21 protein-coding genes are annotated in these 20,184 nt (G+C 61.4%); 10 read left to right on the top strand and 11 right to left on the bottom strand.

Translation table 11 applies throughout. From position 1 onward, the window contains the following. Positions 1-6 precede the first annotated feature (6 nt). On the bottom strand, positions 7-1,314 hold the full coding sequence (locus AB4O16_RS16510; RefSeq protein ID WP_160388555.1) for a CitMHS family transporter: 1,308 nt from the start codon (positions 1,312-1,314) through the stop codon (positions 7-9). 341 nt (positions 1,315-1,655) lie between these two features. Here AB4O16_RS16510 and AB4O16_RS16505 point away from each other — a divergent pair, with 341 nt between their 5' ends. Beyond that, on the top strand, positions 1,656-2,057 hold the full coding sequence (locus AB4O16_RS16505; RefSeq protein WP_460155326.1) for a GFA family protein: 402 nt from the start codon (positions 1,656-1,658) through the stop codon (positions 2,055-2,057). Here AB4O16_RS16505 and AB4O16_RS16500 read toward each other — a convergent pair whose 3' ends face one another. Together AB4O16_RS16500 and AB4O16_RS16495 are read right to left on the bottom strand one after the other, a co-directional pair. After that, positions 2,058-2,384, bottom strand: a complete 327-nt coding sequence (locus tag AB4O16_RS16500; protein ID WP_160388557.1) for a DOPA 4,5-dioxygenase family protein — start codon at positions 2,382-2,384, stop codon at positions 2,058-2,060. Between the two features lie 59 nt (positions 2,385-2,443). Then, positions 2,444-3,394: a choline sulfate utilization transcriptional regulator gene (locus AB4O16_RS16495; RefSeq protein WP_460155325.1), complete on the bottom strand. Its 951-nt coding sequence runs from the start codon at positions 3,392-3,394 to the stop codon at positions 2,444-2,446. 114 nt (positions 3,395-3,508) lie between these two features. Here AB4O16_RS16495 and betC point away from each other — a divergent pair, with 114 nt between their 5' ends. From betC to AB4O16_RS16480, 3 genes are all read left to right on the top strand, one after another. Next, entirely contained in the window at positions 3,509-5,023 is a 1,515-nt protein-coding gene (betC, locus tag AB4O16_RS16490; protein ID WP_160388559.1) for a choline-sulfatase, read from the top strand. 16 nt (positions 5,024-5,039) lie between these two features. Next, a complete protein-coding gene (gene choX / locus AB4O16_RS16485) occupies positions 5,040-5,960 on the top strand; it encodes a choline ABC transporter substrate-binding protein (protein WP_160388560.1) in 921 nt (306 codons plus the stop codon). A gap of 157 nt (positions 5,961-6,117) precedes the next feature. Then, on the top strand, positions 6,118-7,686 hold the full coding sequence (locus AB4O16_RS16480; RefSeq protein ID WP_160388561.1) for a SulP family inorganic anion transporter: 1,569 nt from the start codon (positions 6,118-6,120) through the stop codon (positions 7,684-7,686). 113 nt (positions 7,687-7,799) lie between these two features. On the opposite strand, the gene aroE is transcribed toward AB4O16_RS16480, so the two are convergent. Then, complete coding sequence (gene aroE / locus AB4O16_RS16475) at positions 7,800-8,621, bottom strand: shikimate dehydrogenase (RefSeq protein WP_160388562.1); 822 nt, start codon at positions 8,619-8,621, stop codon at positions 7,800-7,802. Positions 8,622-8,634: 13 nt separating this feature from the next. After that, entirely contained in the window at positions 8,635-9,549 is a 915-nt protein-coding gene (hemF, locus tag AB4O16_RS16470; RefSeq protein WP_160388563.1) for an oxygen-dependent coproporphyrinogen oxidase, read from the bottom strand. 164 nt (positions 9,550-9,713) lie between these two features. Between hemF and AB4O16_RS16465 the strand changes: the two genes are divergently transcribed. After that, a complete protein-coding gene (locus AB4O16_RS16465; protein ID WP_160388564.1) occupies positions 9,714-10,691 on the top strand; it encodes an NADPH:quinone reductase in 978 nt (325 codons plus the stop codon). 114 nt (positions 10,692-10,805) lie between these two features. Here AB4O16_RS16465 and AB4O16_RS16460 read toward each other — a convergent pair whose 3' ends face one another. From AB4O16_RS16460 to AB4O16_RS16450, 3 genes are all read right to left on the bottom strand, one after another. Continuing rightward, positions 10,806-11,363 (bottom strand): L-threonylcarbamoyladenylate synthase type 1 TsaC, encoded by a 558-nt coding sequence (locus AB4O16_RS16460; RefSeq protein ID WP_056726757.1) that lies wholly within the window; start codon positions 11,361-11,363, stop codon positions 10,806-10,808. Positions 11,364-11,417: 54 nt separating this feature from the next. Next, positions 11,418-12,524: a DNA-processing protein DprA gene (dprA, locus tag AB4O16_RS16455; protein ID WP_460155324.1), complete on the bottom strand. Its 1,107-nt coding sequence runs from the start codon at positions 12,522-12,524 to the stop codon at positions 11,418-11,420. An 81-nt stretch (positions 12,525-12,605) separates the two neighbouring features. After that, positions 12,606-13,430: a peptidoglycan-binding protein gene (locus tag AB4O16_RS16450; protein WP_460155323.1), complete on the bottom strand. Its 825-nt coding sequence runs from the start codon at positions 13,428-13,430 to the stop codon at positions 12,606-12,608. Between the two features lie 187 nt (positions 13,431-13,617). Between AB4O16_RS16450 and def the strand changes: the two genes are divergently transcribed. From def to AB4O16_RS16425, 5 genes are all read left to right on the top strand, one after another. Further along, complete coding sequence (def, locus tag AB4O16_RS16445) at positions 13,618-14,124, top strand: peptide deformylase (protein ID WP_160388567.1); 507 nt, start codon at positions 13,618-13,620, stop codon at positions 14,122-14,124. A gap of 56 nt (positions 14,125-14,180) precedes the next feature. Then, complete coding sequence (gene fmt / locus AB4O16_RS16440) at positions 14,181-15,140, top strand: methionyl-tRNA formyltransferase (RefSeq protein WP_460155322.1); 960 nt, start codon at positions 14,181-14,183, stop codon at positions 15,138-15,140. Further along, positions 15,137-16,447, top strand: a complete 1,311-nt coding sequence (gene rsmB, locus AB4O16_RS16435) for a 16S rRNA (cytosine(967)-C(5))-methyltransferase RsmB (RefSeq protein ID WP_460155321.1) — start codon at positions 15,137-15,139, stop codon at positions 16,445-16,447. Before fmt ends, rsmB begins: the two co-directional genes overlap by 4 nt. Before the next feature lie 22 nt (positions 16,448-16,469). Then, positions 16,470-17,846, top strand: a complete 1,377-nt coding sequence (gene trkA, locus AB4O16_RS16430) for a Trk system potassium transporter TrkA (RefSeq protein ID WP_008045725.1) — start codon at positions 16,470-16,472, stop codon at positions 17,844-17,846. A 179-nt stretch (positions 17,847-18,025) separates the two neighbouring features. Next, complete coding sequence (locus AB4O16_RS16425) at positions 18,026-18,340, top strand: tetratricopeptide repeat protein (protein ID WP_160388570.1); 315 nt, start codon at positions 18,026-18,028, stop codon at positions 18,338-18,340. On the opposite strand, the gene AB4O16_RS16420 is transcribed toward AB4O16_RS16425, so the two are convergent. The 3 genes from AB4O16_RS16420 to AB4O16_RS16410 form a co-directional block, all read right to left on the bottom strand. Continuing rightward, the gene (locus tag AB4O16_RS16420; RefSeq protein WP_160388571.1) at positions 18,341-18,580 is read right to left on the bottom strand and encodes a PilZ domain-containing protein; all 240 of its coding nucleotides are present in this window, start codon (positions 18,578-18,580) and stop codon (positions 18,341-18,343) included. Between the two features lie 72 nt (positions 18,581-18,652). Further along, entirely contained in the window at positions 18,653-19,540 is an 888-nt protein-coding gene (locus AB4O16_RS16415; RefSeq protein ID WP_110661925.1) for a lysophospholipid acyltransferase, read from the bottom strand. Between the two features lie 40 nt (positions 19,541-19,580). After that, positions 19,581-20,138, bottom strand: a complete 558-nt coding sequence (locus AB4O16_RS16410; protein WP_160388572.1) for a DNA-3-methyladenine glycosylase I — start codon at positions 20,136-20,138, stop codon at positions 19,581-19,583. Positions 20,139-20,184 lie beyond the last annotated feature (46 nt).

Raw genomic sequence — 20,184 nt, 5'->3', positions numbered from 1 at the left:
TTGGGCTTATAGAGTGCTGAACAGCGGGAAAGTCCCCAACAGCAGTGCAGCAACCAGTATGCAGATACAAACCAGCACTGCCCACTTCAGGGTGAAGCGCTGGTGATCACCGAAATCGATGCCGGCCAGGGCCACCAACAGGTAGGTCGATGGAACCAGCGGGCTCAACAGGTGGACGGGCTGACCGACGATCGAGGCACGTGCCATTTCCACTGCGGTTATACCGTAATGGCTAGCGGCTTCGGCAAGTACCGGTAACACGCCGTAATAAAATGCATCATTCGACATGAAGAAGGTGAACGGCATGCTCACCAGCGCCGTGATCACCGCCAGGTACGGGCCGAGGAAATCCGGAATCACCGCCAGCAGGCTTTTCGACATCGCATCGACCATCCCGGTGCCGGTCAGGATACCGGTGAAGATACCGGCAGCAAAGATCAGCCCGACCACTGCCAGCACGCTGCCGGCGTGGGCCGCGACGCGATCCTTCTGTTGTTGCAGGCACGGATAGTTGACGATCATCGCGATACTGAACGCCACCATGAACAGCACGGGCAGCGGCAACAGGCCGGCGATCAGGGTGCACATCAGGCCCAGGGTCAGGGCGCCGTTGAACCAGATCAACTTCGGACGACGGGCATCCGGGAACTGTGAAACGCTGATTTCGCTGTGATCGATCTCATCGCCCACCAAGTGCAACTCACCCAGGCGCGCACGTTCACGTTTGCCGTAGAAGTAGGCGATCGCCAGGATGGCCACTACACCGGCCGCCATCGCCGGGATCATCGGCACGAAAATCGCCGACGGGTCCACGTGCAGCGCACTGGCAGCACGCGCGGTCGGACCGCCCCATGGGGTCATGTTCATCACGCCACCGGCGAGGATGATCAGGCCGGCCATGATCCGCGGGCTCATGCCGATGCGGCTGTAGAGCGGCAGCATCGCGGCCACGCAGATCATGTAAGTGGTCGCGCCGTCACCATCGAGGGAAACGACGAGCGCCAGCACGGCGGTGCCGACCGACACTTTCAGCGGGTCGCCCTTGACCATCTTGAGGATCTTGCGCACGGCCGGGTCGAACAGACCGGAGTCGATCATCAGGGCGAAGTACAAAATCGCAAACATCAGCATCACGCCGGTCGGCGCGAGCTTGGTGATGCCTTCGAGCATCATCGGGCCGATTTTCGGGCCGAAACCACCGAACAGGGCGAAGATGATTGGAATCAGGATCAGGGCGATCAGCGCGGACAGGCGCTTGGTCATGATCAGGAACATGAACGTGATGACCATGGCGAAGCCAAGGAAAGTCAGCATGGGAATACTCCAGGCGTGGCGCGGCTAGGGAATGGGCGGACCGGTGGGGTCAGCGCAGAACGGGAAGCACGGGACGTACGGACGGAGTTACAGCGACGCGGCGGGTAGAAGAGGACATCAGAATCACCATTGTTGTTGTTAAATGGGCTGTGCGAGCGATAAAACGCTGGCATTGGCCGACCGGTCTGTTGCCGGTAGTGGGGCGATCCTAATCGGGGAAGCTTTCAGCCAGCTTTCGCCGATGAAAGCGTTGACCGGAAGTACGACCGGTCGTCGGAGCGGGGCAGGGACGCGAGCATGCTCGCGATGGCGTCAGAGAATTCACAACAGGAGGAACCAGCATGGCCGACATTCACACCGGCGGCTGCCACTGCGGGCAACTGCGCTATCAATTCAGCGGGCCGCTGCACGATATCGCCCACTGCCATTGCTCGATTTGCCGACGGGTCAGCGGCGGCATCGTGACCACCTGGATCACCGTGCCGACGTCCGCCTTTCAATGGCTGGCCGGGACGCCGGCGCGGTACGACTCTTCCGCCACCTGCGCGCGATATTTCTGCGGCCACTGTGGGGCGCAACTGGCAGTGGTAACGCTCCTGAGTCCGGACAGCATCGACCTGACCATCGCTACCCTCGACCATCCCGAGCAAGCACCGGCCGAGCGGCACATCTGGACCGACAGCCGCCTGCCGTGGCTGCACTTGGACGAACACTTGCCCGGCGAGGCTGAAGAATCCCTCTGATCAAAAAATAGACAGGTCCAGCGGCCGAACCGCGCCCATCCAGATTGCATGCTCGGTGTGATCGCGCAGATCGTCGCCGGTGTCCGGATGCAAGAACACCACCAGACCCTTGCGGTTGAGCGCCAGCCACGGCAGCACGTCGCCCAGCAGCTGCGGCTCGAACGCCAACTGGCAGCTCCAGTCCGGGTGCGGACCGACCGGACGCTCGTGGACGCGGCCCATTTTCAATGGAAACAATTGCGCCGCCTGCTCACACAGGGCTCGCGCCTGATCAATGGTGCCGGCATCGAAATAAACGTGGGCGTGGTAGCCCGTTATGCGTTGCATTTGAAATCCTCTTTCAGGTCGAGCTGATCACGCGGCACAGGCTGCGATTTTTTCACCATTCACACCGCAATCGAAGGCAATGACAGGCCCGACAACGACTCCGCGCTGCTGGCTTGCTCGGACATCAACCAGTCCACAAACTGTTGAATGAGCGCTCCGCGCCGTTTGCGCTGGGGCAGGACCACGTAGTAACCCAGCCTGGACATCGCCGTCTCGGCAATCGGTCGGCACAACAGACCTTGGCACAGCAAGTTATCCACAAGGTGGCGCCAGCCGATGGCCACACCCTGACCCCCTATCGCCGCCTGTATCAGCAGCGTGTAATTGTCGAAACGCAGCTGACCGGGCGCTGGAGGCGAGGTAATCCCCAGCTCCCGAAACACACCACTCCAGTCGAACCAATTACTGCTGTGTTCCCCACGCAGGTGCAGCAAAGGAAACTCCAGCAATGCCTGGGCCGGCAAGGGCAGGGTTCGTTCACCCAACAACTGCGGGCTGCACACCGGAAACACTTCCTCGCTGAACAGCCAATGGCTTTCACCCTGTTTGAAGCGGCCATCGCCGAACAGTATCGCCACATCGATATCGGTACGTAGCATGTTATGGCTGCGTTCACTGGTGACCAGGCTGACATCCACCTGCGGATTGGCCGCGTGAAAGCGATGCAGGCGCGGCATCAGCCAATAGGCGGCGAAGGCAAAATCCGTGGCGACCTGCAGCACCTCATGCTGATGTTGTGCGCTGATTGCACTCAATCCTGCGTCGATGTTCTGCAAACCGAGCTGAACCTGCTCGAAAAGAATCTGCCCGGCCTCGGTCAGTTCAATACCGCGATAAATGCGGTCGAACAATCGGGTCGCGAGTTGTTCTTCGAGGCGCTTGATCTGCTGGCTGATGGCCGGTTGCGTGGTGCCCAGTTCAACCGCCGCCGCCGTGAAGCTGCGCTGACGGGCCGCGGCTTCGAAGGCACGAAGCAGATCCAGTGACAGGTCACCAAGGGCGTCATACATAAGCTGTGCTTATCCTAGTCATTGCCGCGCGTGGGCTTTACCGCAAAGTGCGAGGGTTTCATTCTCAAAGCCAGCACTCTCGCATAAACATCCACTATGGAATGCCGCGATCACATGAAGCGCAAGAACATTCTTTTCATCATGGCCGATCAAATGGCCGCGCCAATGTTGCCGTTCTACGGTCCATCGCCCATCAAGCTGCCCAATCTAAGCCGCCTCGCCGCCCAAGGCGTGGTGTTTGACTCCGCCTATTGCAACAGCCCCCTGTGCGCGCCGTCGCGTTTCACCCTGGTCAGCGGCCAATTGCCGAGCAAGATCGGCGCTTACGACAATGCCGCCGATTTCCCCGCCGACGTACCGACCTACGCCCACTACCTGCGCCGCCTCGGCTACCGCACCGCCCTGTCGGGAAAGATGCACTTCTGCGGGCCGGACCAGTTGCATGGCTACGAAGAACGCCTGACCAGCGATATTTACCCCGCCGACTACGGCTGGGCGGTGAACTGGGATGAACCGGATGTACGCCCGACCTGGTATCACAACATGTCCTCGGTGCTGCAAGCCGGCCCGTGTGTGCGCACCAATCAGCTGGATTTCGACGAGGAGGTGGTGTTCAAGGCCCAGCAATACCTGTTCGACCATATCCGCGAAGATGGCGACCAGCCGTTCTGCCTGACCGTTTCGATGACTCACCCACACGACCCATACACGATTCCCAAGGCTTTCTGGGACCTGTACGACGATGCCGACATCCCGCTGCCTGCAACGCCGGATCAGCATGAACTCGACCCGCACTCCCAGCGTTTGCTCAAGGTCTACGACCTGTGGGACAAGCCACTACCTGTGGATAAAATTCGCGACGCCCGCCGCGCTTATTTCGGCGCGTGCAGCTATATCGACAGCAACGTCGGCAAACTCCTGCAAACACTCGAGGAAACCGGGCTGATCGATGACACCATCATTGTGTTTTCCGGCGACCACGGCGACATGCTCGGCGAACGCGGCCTCTGGTACAAAATGCACTGGTACGAAATGGCCGCACGGGTGCCCCTGTTGATAAGTGCACCGGGGCAATTCGGCGCCGCTCGGGTCAGCGCCAGCGTTTCGACCGCCGATCTGCTACCGACCTTCGTCGAACTGGCCGGCGGCTCGCTTGAACCGGGCTTGCCGCTGGATGGCCGTTCGCTGGTCCCGCACCTGCGAGGGCAGGGCGGCCACGACGAAGTGTTTGGCGAATACATGGCCGAAGGCACCATCAGCCCGCTGATGATGATCCGTCGCGGTGCCTATAAATTCATCTATAGCGAAGACGACCCTTGCCTGCTATTCGACGTGCACAATGACCCGCACGAACAGCAAGAACTCAGCCATTCGCCGCAACATCGCCAGCTGTTCGACGATTTTCTCGCCGAAGCACGGGCTAAATGGAGCATTCCGACGATTCATAACCAAGTACTCGCCAGCCAGCGGCGCCGACGTTTCGTGGCCGAGGCGCTGACCCTCGGCAAGCTGAAGAGCTGGGATCACCAGCCGCTGGTAGATGCCAGCCAGCAATACATGCGCAACCATATCGACCTCGACGATCTGGAACGTAAAGCACGTTATCCACAACCCTGCCAAAACCAATAATGTTAAGGGGAAGTCCATGCAAAGGTTATCCACAGTACTGACGGTCGGGCTCCTGGCCCTGGGCAGTGCATCGGCATTTGCCGATCAGAGCTGCGAGACGGTGAAGATGGCCGACCCGGGCTGGAGCGACATCGCCGCGACCAACGCCATCACCGGGTTTCTGCTGGACGGCATGGGCTACAAGGCCAAGGTCGACACCCTCGCGGTGCCGATCACCTTTGGCGGGCTCAAGGATGGCCAGGTCGATGTGTTCCTGGGGAACTGGATGCCGGCGCAGCAGGGTTTCTACGACAAGTTCGTGGCCAACGGCGATGTGACGCAACTGGCGAAAAACCTCGACGGCACCGAGTTCACCCTCGCCGTCCCGGATTACGTCTGGGACGCGGGTGTGCATGACTTTGCCGACCTGAACAAATACGCCGACAAGTTCGACCACAAGATCTACGGTATCGGGTCCGGCGCGCCGGCGAACATTTCGCTGCAGGAAATCATCAAGAAAAACGATTTCGACATGGGCCAGTGGAAACTGGTCGAGTCCAGCGAGCAGGCAATGCTGGCCGAAGTATCCCGCGCGGTGAAAAAACAGAAATTCGTGACCTTCCTCGGCTGGACGCCGCATCCGATGAACGTGCAACTGAAGATGCACTACCTCAAGGGCGGCGAGAAATACTTCGGTGACACCGGCAGCGTCCACACCCTGACCCGCAAAGGTTATGCACAGGCCTGCCCGAACGTCGGCAAACTGCTGACCAACCTGAGCTTCACCCAGGACATGGAGAACAGCATCATGGCCGAAGTGGTGAACAGGAAAGTCAGCAATGCGGACGCGGCCAAGGCATGGATCAAAGCCAACCCTGCGGTGCTGGATAAATGGCTCGATGGGGTGAAGACCGTGGATGGCAAGGATGCGTTGCCTGCGGTCAAAGCCAGGCTTTAACCCATCCCTGTGGGAGCGAGCTTGCTCGCGATAGCGGCGGGACAGTCAGCAGAGATGTTGAATGTGATTCCGTCATCGCGAGCAAGCTCGCTCCCACATTGGGCACATCGTTATCTCGTCCTGATACTCTTTCACAAAACCCCAACCGAGAGGCCCCATGGCCCTGCCAAGCCGCCATTCACTCTTTCCATTCCTCAGTTGGTTGCCCAAGCAAACCCGCGCCAGCGTCGGGCGCGACCTGATCGTCGGCCTCAGCGGCGCGATTCTCGCGTTGCCGCAATCCATTGCCTACGCGCTGATTGCCGGCCTCCCACCGGAATACGGCCTCTACGCCGCAATCATCCCGGTGCTGATCGCCTGCCTCTGGGGTTCGTCGTGGCATTTGATCTGCGGTCCTACGGCGGCCATCTCGATTGTCCTGTACGCCAGCGTCAGTCCCCTGGCCGTTCCGGCGACGCAGGACTACGTCACCGTGATCCTGTTGCTCACCTTCCTGGCCGGGATTTTCCAGTGGCTGCTGGGATTGCTGCGCTTCGGCGCCCTGGTGAATTTCGTCTCCCACTCAGTGGTACTCGGCTTCACTCTGGGTGCTGCCGTGGTGATTGCCATCGGTCAGCTGCCTAACCTGCTGGGGCTGGACTTGCCCAGCCAGGCCACTGCGCTGGACAGTTTCATCACCTTGTTGCGCCATCTCGGCGAAATGGACAAACCTTCGCTGGCACTGGGGCTGGCGACGGTAGTCGTGGGCGTGATCCTCAAGCTGTGGTTGCCACGCTGGCCGACGCTGTTGATCACTCTGGTGCTGGGTGCATTGCTGGTCTGGCTTTGGCCATCAATGTTCGGCCATGTGCAACTGGTCAGCGCCTTTACCGGCAAGCTGCCGCCTTTCAGTCCGTTGCCGCTGGACCTCGATCTGATCCTGCGCCTGCTGCCCAGTGCGGTGGCGGTCGGTATGCTCGGGCTGGTCACCAGTCTGTCGATTGCCCGCTCGATCTCGGCACGTTCGCAGCAATTACTCGACGCCAACCAGGAAGTTCGCGCCCAGGGCTTGTCGAACATCGTCGGTGCGTTTTTTTCCGGGTCGCTCTCAGCCGGCTCCTTCACTCGCTCAGGTCTGAGCTATGAAGCAGGGGCCTGTTCGCCCCTGGCGGGGATTTTTTCGGCATTGTGGGTAGCTCTGTTTGCGATCTTCGGCGCGAGCCTGATCGCACACATACCGATTCCCGCCATGGCTGGCAGCATTCTGTTGATCGCCTGGGGACTGGTGGACCATCGCGGCATTCGCGCGCTGTTGCGGGTCAGCCGCGCCGAATTTTTGGTCATGGCGCTGACCTGCGTCGCCACGCTGTTGCTGGAGTTGCAGACGGCGATCTACGCCGGCGTGCTGGCGTCGCTTTTTTTCTACCTCAAACGCACATCGCAACCACGGGTGCAGCACGTACGCGATGGCGAGGAAGATATTCTGCGGGTCGGCGGGTCGATCTTTTTCGGCGCCAGCCATTACCTGCAAGTGCGCCTGCAACGCATGCACGGCGCGCGGGTGGTGATCGAGGCGCAGCAGATCAACTTCATCGACTATTCAGGGGTGGAAATGCTCCATCAGGAAGCGCGGCGCCTGCTGCGCCAGGATCGCAGCCTGACCCTGCGCCGGGCCCGGCCGCAGGTGGTGGAAGAATTGAGGAAGCTGGAAGGGGCAGAGAAATGCCCGATCCGGTTTGAGGATTAATCCGACTTCACTCTGAACCCTGTGGGAGCGAGCTTGCTCGCGATAGCGGTATGTCTGGCATATCAATGCTGGATGTACTGCCGTCATCGCGAGCAAGCTCGCTCCCACAGGGGTTACAGGGCTAATTGTCGGCGAAGTTCGGCCAGCACCGGCGTCGTATCCGGGCGCACTCCGCGCCAAAGGAAGAAGGCTTCCGCCGCCTGCTCGGCCAGCATCCCCAAGCCATCCATCGCCACCGCAGCCCCGTGCTCACTGGCCCAGCGGCAGAATGAGGTCGGCTCCTTGCCATACATCATGTCGTAGCACACCGTTTTGCCCGGCTCGATCAGGCCGGGCGATATGGGCGGCACATCGCCTGTCAGGCTCGCGGAGGTCGCGTTGATGATCAGGTCCACCGACTCCTGCAACCAGTCATAACCACTGGCCGAGACCGGCCCCAGATCGCAGAACAGTTCCGCCAGCAATTCGGCCTTGTCCACCGTACGGTTGGCGATGATCACCGAGGCCGGCTGCTCGGCCAGCAACGGCTCCAGGGCACCGCGCACCGCGCCGCCGGCACCGAGCAGCAGGATGCGTTTGCCCTTGAGGCTGAACCCGGCGTTGACCTTCAGGTCGCGCACCAACCCGGCACCGTCGGTGTTGTCGCCCAGCAGACTGCCATCGGCCAGTTTGCTCAGGGTATTGACCGCACCGGCGCGCTGCGCCCGTGCCGTCAGGCTATTGGCCAATCGATAGGCCTCTTCCTTGAACGGCACCGTCACGTTGGCGCCGCGTCCTTCGAGGAAAAACGTCCGGGCACAAGTGGAGAAATCGTCGAGGGGTGCCAGCAGGGTGTTGTAGTCCAGCTTTTGCGCGGTCTGCTCGGCGAACAGGCGATGGATCAACGGCGACTTGCTGTGGCCAATCGGGTTACCGAATACGACATAACGGTCCATCAGGTTTCCTCGTTCAGGCTTCGGCCAACCAATCGCGGTCTTGCAGGAAATACTCGGTCAGGCGCGCTTCTTCGCTGCCAGGCGTAGCTTTCCAGTCATAACCCCAGCGCACTTGCGGCGGCAGCGACATCAGGATCGACTCGGTACGCCCACCCGATTGCAGGCCGAACAGCGTGCCGCGGTCGTAGACCAGGTTGAATTCAACGTAGCGGCCACGGCGGAATTCCTGGAACTCGCGCTGTTTTTCAGTAAACGCATCATTCTTGCGGCGCTGCACGATGGGCAGGTAGGCGTCGATGTACGCATCACCAATGGCGCGCATGAAGGCGAAGCTGGTGTCGAAGTCCCACTCGTTCAGGTCGTCGAAAAACAACCCGCCGATTCCCCGCGGCTCGTGACGATGCTTGATGTGGAAGTAGCTGTCGCACCAGGCCTTGTAACGCGGGTAGACGTCCGCGCCGAACGGCGCACAGGCCTGCTCGGCGACGCGGTGCCAGTGGATGCAGTCTTCTTCGTTGCCGTAATACGGGGTCAGGTCGAAGCCGCCGCCAAACCACCAGACCGGCTCTTCACCTTCTTTTTCGGCAATGAAAAAGCGCACGTTGGCGTGGGAAGTCGGCACGTGCGGGTTGTGCGGGTGAATCACCAGCGACACGCCGAGGGCTTCGAAACCACGGCCGGCCAGTTCCGGACGATGAGCGCTGGCGGAGGGTGGCAGACCGCTGCCGAATACGTGGGAAAAGTTCACGCCGCCCTTTTCAATCAATGCGCCGTTTTCGATCACGCGTGTGCGACCGCCACCGCCGGCCGGCCTGGTCCAGGCGTCTTCGACGAATTGCGTGCCACCGTCTTCGGCTTCCAGGGCGGCGCAGATACGGTCTTGCAGGTCGAGCAGGTAGGCTTTTACGGCCTCGGTGCGGGTCGTCATGTCTTCACCTTGAATCGGGCAAAACTACGCGGCGCTCCATCGGAGCGGGGGCCAGCGCAAATGGGCCCGTAGCATACCATCGCAAGTCGGCCCGTCGCAGTTGACGAAGATCAAGCTTAGGAGTCCGATAGGGAGCTTGGTAAAACGACCTATGGAGAGTTCTGATGGCAAAGCGTATCCAGTTCCGCGCCCATGGCGGCCCCGAAGTGCTCGAGTATGTGGATTACCAACCCGCCGAGCCAGGCCCGAAAGAAGTGCGCGTGACCAACAAGGCCATCGGCCTGAACTTCATCGACACCTATTACCGCAGCGGCCTGTACCCGCCGCCGTCCCTGCCATCGGGAGTCGGCTCGGAAGGTGCGGGCGTGGTCGAGGCGGTGGGCAGCGACGTGACCCGCTTCAAGATCGGCGATCGTGTGGCCTATGGCAGCGGCCCGCTGGGCGCCTACAGCGATGTGCATGTCCTGCCGGAGGCCAATCTGGTGAAACTGCCGGACGCCATCAGCTTCGAACAGGCCGCAGGCGTCATGCTCAAGGGCCTGACCGTGCAGTACCTGCTGCGTCAGACGTATGAACTCAAGGGTGGCGAAACCATCCTGTTCCACGCCGCGGCCGGTGGGGTCGGCTCTCTGGCCTGCCAATGGGCCAGGGCCCTGGGCGTGAAGCTGATCGGTACGGTCAGTTCGGCGGAGAAAGCCGCACTGGCCAAGGCCAACGGCGCCTGGGCGACCATCGACTACAGCCACGAAAACGTCGCCCAGCGTGTGCTGGAATTGACTGACGGCAAAAAAGTCCCGGTGGTGTACGACGGCGTCGGCAAGGACACCTGGCTGACATCACTCGACAGTGTCGCGCCGCGTGGGCTGGTGGTGAGTTTCGGCAATGCGTCCGGCGCGGTCGACGGCGTGAACCTGGGGATCCTGGCGGGGAAAGGCTCGCTGTACGTGACCCGGCCGACCCTCGGCACTTATGCGAACAACGCCGAGAACCTGCAACGCATGGCCGACGAGCTGTTCGAGATGATCATCAGCGGCAAGCTGACCGTGGAGATCAGCCAGCGCTTTCCACTGGCTGAGGCGGCGAAGGCGCAGACCGAGTTGTCGGCGCGTCGTACGACCGGTTCGGTTGTTTTGTTGCCTTGAGGACGCAATCGCTGGCAAGCCAGCTCCCACAAGGATCAGCGGTGACCACAAATTTTGTGAACACCAGAAGACACTGTGGGAGCGGGCTTGCCCGCGATAGGGGTCGCTTCGGTATCAGTCCGGGCGCACAACCCTGCCGGTGGCCAGATCGCGAATCACGCTCGGGTTCTTGCGCCCGCCCAGATTTCCACCCAGCACCAGATCCACCTGCCCCCGGAAATACTGTTCGACGCGAATCCGCGTACGCGCTGCCGGGCGCCCCTGCGGGTTGGCCGACGTCGACACCAGCGGCCCGACCAGCGCGCACAGGTCGCGCACCTGCGGATGATCGCTGACCCGCAGCGCCACGGTTTCATGCACGCCGGTAATCCACTCTGGCAGCAGGTTCTGGTGCGGCACCAGCCAGGTGTTCGGGCCAGGCCAGGTGCTGGCCATGCGGTCCATCCACAGCTCGGGGAAGTCCTCGAAAAGGAAATCGAACTGACGAATGTTGTCGGCAACCAGGATCAGCCCCTTGTCCACAGACCGGCCCTTGATCAGCAGCAGACGTTCCACCGCTTCCTCGTCCCACGGGTCGCAACCCAGGCCCCAGACTGCTTCGGTTGGGTAGGCAATCACCGCCCCGGCGCGAATTGCTTGCGCGGCTTGTTGCACACGCCAACTGTTGACCATGAAAAACACTCCAGAATAAGGCTCTGCGCAGTTTACCGATCTTGTTCATAAAACCTAGCTCACCCGCGCAAACCAGCGCCCGCTTTCGCACACGGCGCGGCCATCTATTTCCAGTTCCGTCAACGCCGCCAGCACTTTCGGCAAGGCCCAGCCGCTTGCATCGACCAGCGCTTCACTGGTCAGAGGCGCGGCATGCAGCAGCTTCAGCAGCGGGTGAGTGGTTACAGCGGTGCACGTTTCTGTGGATAACGACAGTCGTTGCCAGCCGCGCAAGGCTTCGAGGATATGCTCGATGGTTTCCACCAGCACCGCACCGTCACGGATCAACTGATGGCAGCCGCGTGCGCCCGGATGATGAATCGACCCGGGCATCGCAAACACCTCGCGCCCCTGTTCCGCCGCCAGCCTCGCCGTAATCAGCGAACCACTGGCGACACTTGCCTCGACCACCAGCACGCCAAGGGACAAGCCGCTGATGATCCGGTTGCGTCGAGGGAAGTTGCTCGCGGTCGGGCCTGCATCCAAAGGAAACTCCGAAAGCACGGCACTGCCCGAGGCAATCATCGCGTCTGCCAGGCGCCGATTGCGCTGTGGATAAAACTTCTCGAGCCCCGTGCCAAGCACGCCTACGGTTTGCCCGCCGACATCCAGAGCAGCCTGGTGTGCAGCGGCGTCAATGCCCAGGGCCAGGCCGCTGGTGATGACAAACCCGGCGCCCGCCAGGCTGCGGGAAAACGCCGCCGCGGTGTCCATCCCCGGCCGAGACGCGCGACGGCTGCCGACCATGGCCAGTTGGGGTTTTTCCAGAATGCCCGGATCGCCCGCGACAAATAACAGCGGCGGTGCATCGCTGATTTGTGCCAGCAGTGCCGGGTAGTCCGGTTGGTCAAACATCAGTAAATGCTGGCCCGGACGCTCAAGCCAGGCCAACGCATGGCTGGCGCCGTCGCGAATCTCGGGACTGCGCCGGGCCTCGGCACAGGCCAGTGGCAAACCCAACGCGCGCCAGGCACTGGCCGGTGCGCTGATGGCCTTGGATGCCGAACCGAAGGCTTCGAGCAGCTTCCTGAACCGCGCCGGACCGAGTTCCGGCACACGGTGCAGGCGTAATCGAGCTTCCAGTTCCGCAGGGGAAACCGGTGTAACGGCAGACGTCGACATGGATCATCCTTGATCGTTATGAGCACCCGTACAAACGGGAATAAGCTGTGGATAACTCTGTTGGTAACTTGTGCAGCAAGCTTATGGATTTCGCACCTTGTCCATCACCGACAGCGAACGCGAAGCGCTCAGCACCAGCCCGTAGCTGAGCTTGTCGTAGGTACGGAAAACCATCAGCAGACCGGCGCGCTCATCGGGAATCTTCAAGGGCTGGCCGGTGATCCGGTCGCGCACGGTTTCGCCGGTCTTCATCACCGCCAGCAGATTGCCTTCGGCCAGTCCGTCGCGCTGCCCCTTGTTCAGCGTAACCACGTCCAGTTCGCCGATCTGCGTGACCCCGCGCGGTACATCGATGATCAAACCGCTGATTTCGTGGCTCGGTGCGCTGGGTGCGTAGGTGGAATTGATCGAGCGCTCTTCGCCGCTGAACAGGCGGTCACCGAGGCGCACTTCCTGGGTGGTGCGCTGCAACTCCAGGGTGGCGACGTCACCTTCGATGGCCACGACCTCGCCGCCGCCGATGTCGTCGGCGTTGATCCCCAAAATCTCTTTGCTCTGCGGATCGGTGTAGACCTTGCCCTGGCGAAAGATGCCGTACACCGGCTGCGCCGGATCGAACTGACCACGGGCAAAGATGCGGTCACCCGCGCCGCTGAGCACACGCTCGGAATCGCCGGCGACGATATAGGGCGCCTTGGTGAAATCCTCGGCCTTGTCGACGATGCGGTTGCTCAGCAGAAAGCTGTTGATCGATTTCAGCGCGATGCCGGGGATAGCCTCGGTCACCGGGCTGCTGCGCACGTGAGGGGACAGCTTTATGGTGGGAATATCTTCCCGAAGTTGCACTTGCCCGTACGCCAGACCGGCCGAGACCAGAAGCGGCAGGGCGAGTAGTGATTTCCTCATGCGGTGAATCCCTTTATTATGTGCGTTCGCGTGAAACGCCAGAGCCCTCGGTGGCTCGCTCCCGGCTTGCTTGTCAAAACTTGCTTGTCAACAGAAGGGAGCTACGTTTTACAACGGTAGCCTGCAATTCTTCGGACCCGCCAGGCCATCGACCCGACCTTACTTCACACGTGCACTAATCAAGCTTATGGCCATTTTAAACATCCTCGAATTCCCTGATCCGCGTCTGCGCACTATCGCCAAGCCAGTGGCCGTAGTGGACGACGAAGTGCGTCAGTTGGTCGACGACATGTTTGAAACAATGTATGAAGCGCCTGGCATCGGCCTCGCCGCGACCCAGGTCAACGTGCACAAACGTATCGTCGTGATGGACCTCTCCGAAGACCGCACCGAGCCCCGAGTGTTCATCAACCCCGAGCTCGAACCGCTGACCGTCGACATGGGCCAGTATCAGGAAGGCTGCCTGTCGGTACCGGGCTTCTATGAAAACGTCGATCGCCCGCAACGAGTCAAGGTCAAGGCGCTGGACCGCGACGGCCAGCCATACGAACTGATCGCCGAAGATTTGCTCGCGGTGTGCATCCAGCACGAATGCGACCACCTCAACGGCAAATTGTTCGTCGATTACCTGTCCACGCTCAAACGCGACCGCATCAAGAAGAAACTGGAAAAGCTTCATCGCCAGAACGCCTGATGCCCATCTTCAAAGGCTTGCTGCGGCAAGCCTTTTCTTTTCAAGAGACGTCATCCATGACTGAGCCACTGCGCATTGTCTTTGCCGGCACCCCGGAATTCGCCGCCGAACACCTCAAGGCCCTGCTGAGCAGCCCTTACGAGATCGTCGCGGTCTACACCCAACCGGATCGTCCGGCCGGTCGCGGGCAAAAACTGATGCCGAGCCCGGTCAAGCAGCTTGCTCTGGAAAACAACATCCCGGTGTTGCAGCCGCCGACCTTGCGCAACGAAGGCGCGCAAGCGGAACTGGCCGCACTGCAACCGGACTTGATGGTGGTGGTCGCCTACGGCCTGATCCTGCCGCAAGTGGTGCTGGATATTCCGCGCCTGGGTTGCATCAACAGCCACGCCTCGCTGCTGCCGCGCTGGCGCGGTGCGGCGCCGATCCAGCGCGCCGTGGAAGCGGGCGATGCCGAAAGCGGCGTGACCGTGATGCGCATGGAAGCCGGCCTCGACACCGGGCCGATGCTGCTCAAGGTCACCACGCCGATCAGCGCCGCAGACACCGGCGGCAGCCTGCACGATCGCCTAGCCGAAATGGGCCCGCCGGCCGTGGTCCAGGCGATCGCCGGCCTCGCCGCCGGAACCCTGGAGGGCGAAGTCCAGGACGACAGCCTCGCTACCTACGCGCACAAATTGAACAAGGACGAAGCACGCATCGACTGGAGTCGCCCGGCGGTTGAGCTGGAGCGTCTGGTGCGGGCCTTCAACCCGTGGCCGATCACCCATAGCACCTTGAACGGCGAAGCCCTGAAAGTGCTGGCCGCGAACCTCGCCGAAGGCAAAGGCGCACCCGGTGAAATCCTCGGCGCCAGCAAGGACGGTCTGATCGTCGCCTGCGGCGAACAGGCCTTGTGCCTGACCCGCCTGCAGTTGCCCGGCGGCAAGGCGCTGAACTTCAGCGACCTGTTCAACAGCCGTCGCGAGAAGTTCGCCACCGGTATCGTCCTCGGTCAAGCGGTGGACGCTCAATGAATCCGCGTCTGGCCGCCGCCAAGGCACTTGCCGCTGTCCTGAGCGGAAAAGCTTCGCTCAACAGCTCCCTGCCGACGCAACTGGACAAGGTCGAGGACCGTGATCGCGGCTTCACCCAGGACCTGGCGTTCGGTACCGCGCGCTGGCAGCCACGCTTGTCGGCACTGGCGGCCAAGCTGCTGCAGAAACCGTTCAAGGCCGCCGACGCCGACGTCGAGGCGCTGTTGCTGGTCGGCCTCTATCAGTTGCTCTATACCCGTGTCCCGGCTCATGCCGCCATCGGGGAAACCGTCGGTTGCGCCGACAAGCTGAAAAAGCCTTGGGCCAAGGCACTGCTCAACGCCGTGTTGCGTAACGCTCAGCGCGAAAGTGAAACGATTTTCGCCGAACTGGAGCGTGATCCGGTGGTGCGCACCGCTCACCCACGCTGGCTGCAAAAATCCCTGAAGGCGTTCTGGCCTGAGCAGTGGGAGGCCATCTGTGCGGCGAACAACGCGCATCCGCCGATGATCCTGCGGGTCAATCGTCGCCATCACAGCCGGGATGCCTACCTCGGCCTGTTGACCGACGCCGGTATCGCCGCGACTGCGTGTGTCTATAGCCGCGACGGTATCGTGCTCGAAGCCGCCGCCGACGTCCGCAGCCTGCCAGGGTTCGCCGAAGGCTGGATCAGCGTGCAGGACGAAGCCGCGCAACTGGCCGCCGACCTGCTGGATCTGGCGCCGGGGCAACGGGTACTGGACGCCTGCTGCGCACCGGGTGGCAAGACTTGCCATATTCTCGAAGCCGAGCCGCAACTTGCCGGCGTGGTAGCGGTGGACCTGGAAGCCAAACGACTGGTGCGCGTGCGCGAGAATCTCGAACGCCTGAAACTGAGCGCCGAACTGATCGCCGCCGACGGCCGCGACACTCAGGTGTGGTGGGACGGCAAGCCGTTCCAGCGCATCCTGCTGGACGCGCCATGCTCGGCCACCGGCGTGATTCGTCGTCACCCGGACATCAAGCTGACCCGCCAACCCGACGACATCGCCGCGCTGGCGCTGTTGCAAGGCGAACTGCTCGATGCCATGTGGACCACGTTGGAGGTGGGCGGCATTCTGCTGTACGCCACTTGCTCCACGCTGCCGACCGAAAACACTGAAGTCATCGAAGCGTTCCTGGCCCGCACGCCGGGCGCCCGTGAACTGGACCTCGCCACGGCGGCCGGCATCAAGCAGCCCCATGGTCGCCAGTTACTGGCCCGGGAAGGCGGCCACGACGGGTTCTACTACGCCAAGCTGATCAAGATCGCCGCCGCTCGCGGTTAAACGGATTCAATGGAGTGACTGGATGAAAATCATCATCCTCGGTGCAGGGCAGGTCGGCGGCTCGCTGGCAGAACACCTGGCCAGCGAAGCCAACGACATTACCGTGGTCGATACCGATGGCGAGCGCCTGCGCGATCTCGGCGATCGCCTGGACATCCGTACCGTTCAAGGTCGCGGTTCGTTCCCGACGGTACTGCGCCAGGCCGGCGCCGATGACGCCGACATGCTGGTCGCGGTGACCAACAGCGATGAAACCAACATGGTCGCCTGCCAGGTCGCCCACACGCTGTTCCACACCCCGACCAAGATCGCCCGGGTGCGCGAAGCCGCGTACCTGACCCGCGAAGAGCAGTTGTTCCAGAACGAAGCGATTCCGGTGGACGTGCTGATCAGCCCCGAACAAGTGGTCACCAACTACATCAAGCGCCTGATCCAGCATCCCGGCGCCTTGCAGGTGATCGACTTCGCCGAAGGCAAGGCGCAACTGGTGGCGGTGCGGGCGTACTACGGCGGGCCTCTGGTGGGCCAGCAACTGCGGCAGTTACGCGAACACATGCCGAACGTGGAAACCCGCGTCGCGGCGATTTTCCGTCGTGACCGGCCGATCCTGCCCCAGGGCGATACGGTGATCGAGGCCGACGACGAGGTGTTTTTCATCGCCGCCAAAGCGAACATTCGCGCGGTGATGAGCGAAATGCGCCGTCTCGACGAAACCTATAAACGCATTGTCATCGCCGGTGGCGGACAAATCGGCGAGCGTCTGGCCGAAGCCATCGAAAGCCGCTATCAGGTCAAGATCATCGAGATGAACCCGGCACGCTGCCGTCATCTCTCCGACACCCTGGACAGCACGGTGGTGCTGCAGGGCAGTGCTTCGGACCGCGACCTGCTGATGGAAGAGAACATCGCCGACGCGGACCTGTTCCTGGCCCTGACCAACGACGACGAAGCCAACATCATGTCTTCGCTGCTGGCCAAACGCCTGGGTGCGAAGAAGGTGATGACCATCATCAACAACCCGGCTTATGTCGACCTGATCCAGGGTGGCGACATCGACATCGCCATCAGCCCGCAACTGGCGACCATCGGCACCTTGCTGGCCCACGTGCGCCGGGGCGACATCGTCAGCGTGCACTCACTGCGCCGGGGCGCGGCGGAAGCCATCGAGGCGATCGCCCATGGCGATGCGAAATCGAGCAAGGTGATCGGCAAGGCCATCGAGAACATCGGTTTGCCGCCAGGAACCACGATCGGCGCGATCATCCGCGATGAAGAAGTGATCATCGCCCACGACGACACCGTGATCGAAGCGGGCGACCATGTGATTCTGTTCCTTGTGGATAAAAAGCATATTCGCGATGTGGAGAAGTTGTTCCATGTGGGGTTGAGCTTCTTCTGATCCTGATTTTTTCAGTGCCTGCATCGGCCCTATCGCTGGCAAGCCAGCTCCCACAGTTTTTTGGTTGTTTACAAATATGATGCACACCAGAGAACCCTGTGGGAGCTGGCTTGCCAGCGATGGCGGCGTCAAAGACGAAAAAAACATCCCCTGATACCCGCAGAAAAGGAATCCACCCCATGATCGAATCCCTGGAAAAAATGCTCGCCAAGGGTGTGGATAACGCTTTGCTGCGCTTCGGCCTGGGCAAGGGTTATCTGGATCTGGGGGAGAACGCCAAGGCAGCGGAGCATTTCCAGCGCTGCGTCGAATTCGATCCGAAGTATTCGGCGGCGTGGAAACTACTGGGTAAGGCCCATCTGGCGCTGGCGGACTTTGCGGCCGCGCGCCAAGCCTGGGAACAAGGCGTGGAAGCCGCTCGCAACCATGGCGACAAGCAGGCAGAAAAGGAAATGACGGTGTTCCTGAAGAAGCTCGACCGCCAGGCGCACTGATCAGAGATAACGCAAACCGATGCCCTCGGCATCCACCTGCACCACTTCCATGCGCACCCGCGGCGCACCTGTGGGCAAGTCCTGCACCTGACCGTAGACCACTGCGCCCGGGGGCAGCGTCGACAGTTGCGGATGCTTGACGTAGACGCCGGTGGTCGACAGGTTGCGGGTCTGGCCCAGGCAATCGCCGATGCTTTCATGACTGATCTTGATGCGGAATGACTTGCGGTGTTCGGACATCTTCTGCGCCCTTGAATGAACGGTTGTGGATAACCCCGAATGCAGGGTTATCCACAGATCATGCCAATTGAATCAATACCAACGCTCTTCACCCGGTGGACGCTTCTTGAAGCGCTTCATGCTCCACATGTACTGGCTCGGGTAAGCGCCGACATAACGCTCGACCACCTTGCTCATGGCTGCACAGGACTCCGCCGTATCGGTGCTGTACATGGCTTCTGGCGCGGCTTCGAGGATGACTTTGTAGCCCGAACCGTCCGGCAGGCGCAGGGCATGCAGGAACACGCCGACCGCCTTACCACCGGCGAGCATGTTCGGCACGAACTTGCTGGTCAGCGCCTGGGTGGCGAAGAACGGCACGAAGATCCCGGCGGATTCGGACGGTTCCGGGTCAGCGGGAATGCCCACTGCACCACCTTTGCGCACTTCCTTGATGACGCTGAGGATGCCTTCCTTGGTGGAGGCAGCGACCTTGTTACCCAACTGCACCCGTTGCTTTTGCAGCAATTCATCCACCGCCTTCAACTTCGGCGGACGATAGAAAATGATCGGCTTGCACTGGCTGCAATAGAAGTGGTTCAGCACTTCCCAGTTGCCCAGGTGGCTGGTGATGCCGACCACGCCTTTGCCGGAGGCGAGGGCGTCCTTCAACACGTCGAGGCCTTCGACCTCGCGCACCAAGTCGATGGAGCGCTGGGCCGGCCAGATCCAGGCGCAGGCGCTTTCGGTCAGGGACTTGCCGATGTCCTTCAGGCTCTGTCCGACCAAACGTTCACGCTCGGCGGGGTCCATGTCCGGAAAACACTTGGACAGATTGATCCGTACCACGTCGCGGGAACGGTTCGGGGTTTTCCACATGACCCAGCCAATCGCCGAGCCCACGGCCTGCACGGCCCGCCACGGAAGCAGGGCAAACAGCCGCAGAGCGCCTACCAGCAAGGCGCCTTTCAACTTATCCACAGGTCACTCCTGATCTTGTGCTGTGCGCGAATCGGCCATTCTAACCGCCGTTGGCCAGCTGCGCGTAGCGGTCGCAATCACGGGTGTGATCCATGACCATGCCCGAGGCCTGCATCAGCGCGTAGCAAATGGTCGGCCCGACGAAGGTGAAGCCGGCTTTTTTCAGGCCTTTGCTCATCTCGACAGCGACCGGCGTAACGGCCGGCACTTCGCTGCGATCCTTGAAATGATTGATCACCGGCGTACCACCGACGAAGGACCAGAGAAACCCCACCGGGTCCTCCAGCGCCAGCCAGGCCTGGGCATTGCGCCGGGCGGCGTTGAGCTTCAGGCGATTGCGGATGATGCCCGGATCGAGCATCAACTCGTCGATTTCGGCATCGCTCATCTGCGCCACGCGCTGCACGTCAAAGCCGAACATCACCTGACGATAACGCTCGCGTTTGCGCAACACGGTGATCCAGGAAAGCCCGGCCTGGAACCCTTCGAGCAAAAGCAACTCGAACAAACCCTGCGCATCGCGTAGCGGCGTGCCCCACTCCTGATCGTGATAAGCCATGTACAGCGGATCTTCGGAACACCAAAAGCAGCGTGGCATAAGGCTCCAGGGGGCGTGCGCAGCAACGAATCGGGTATACTCCCGC

This window comes from Pseudomonas sp. S2_H10 (assembly GCF_054668285.1).
Note: the sequence above shows the minus strand (reverse complement) of the source record. Positions and strands in the feature narration are given on the sequence as shown.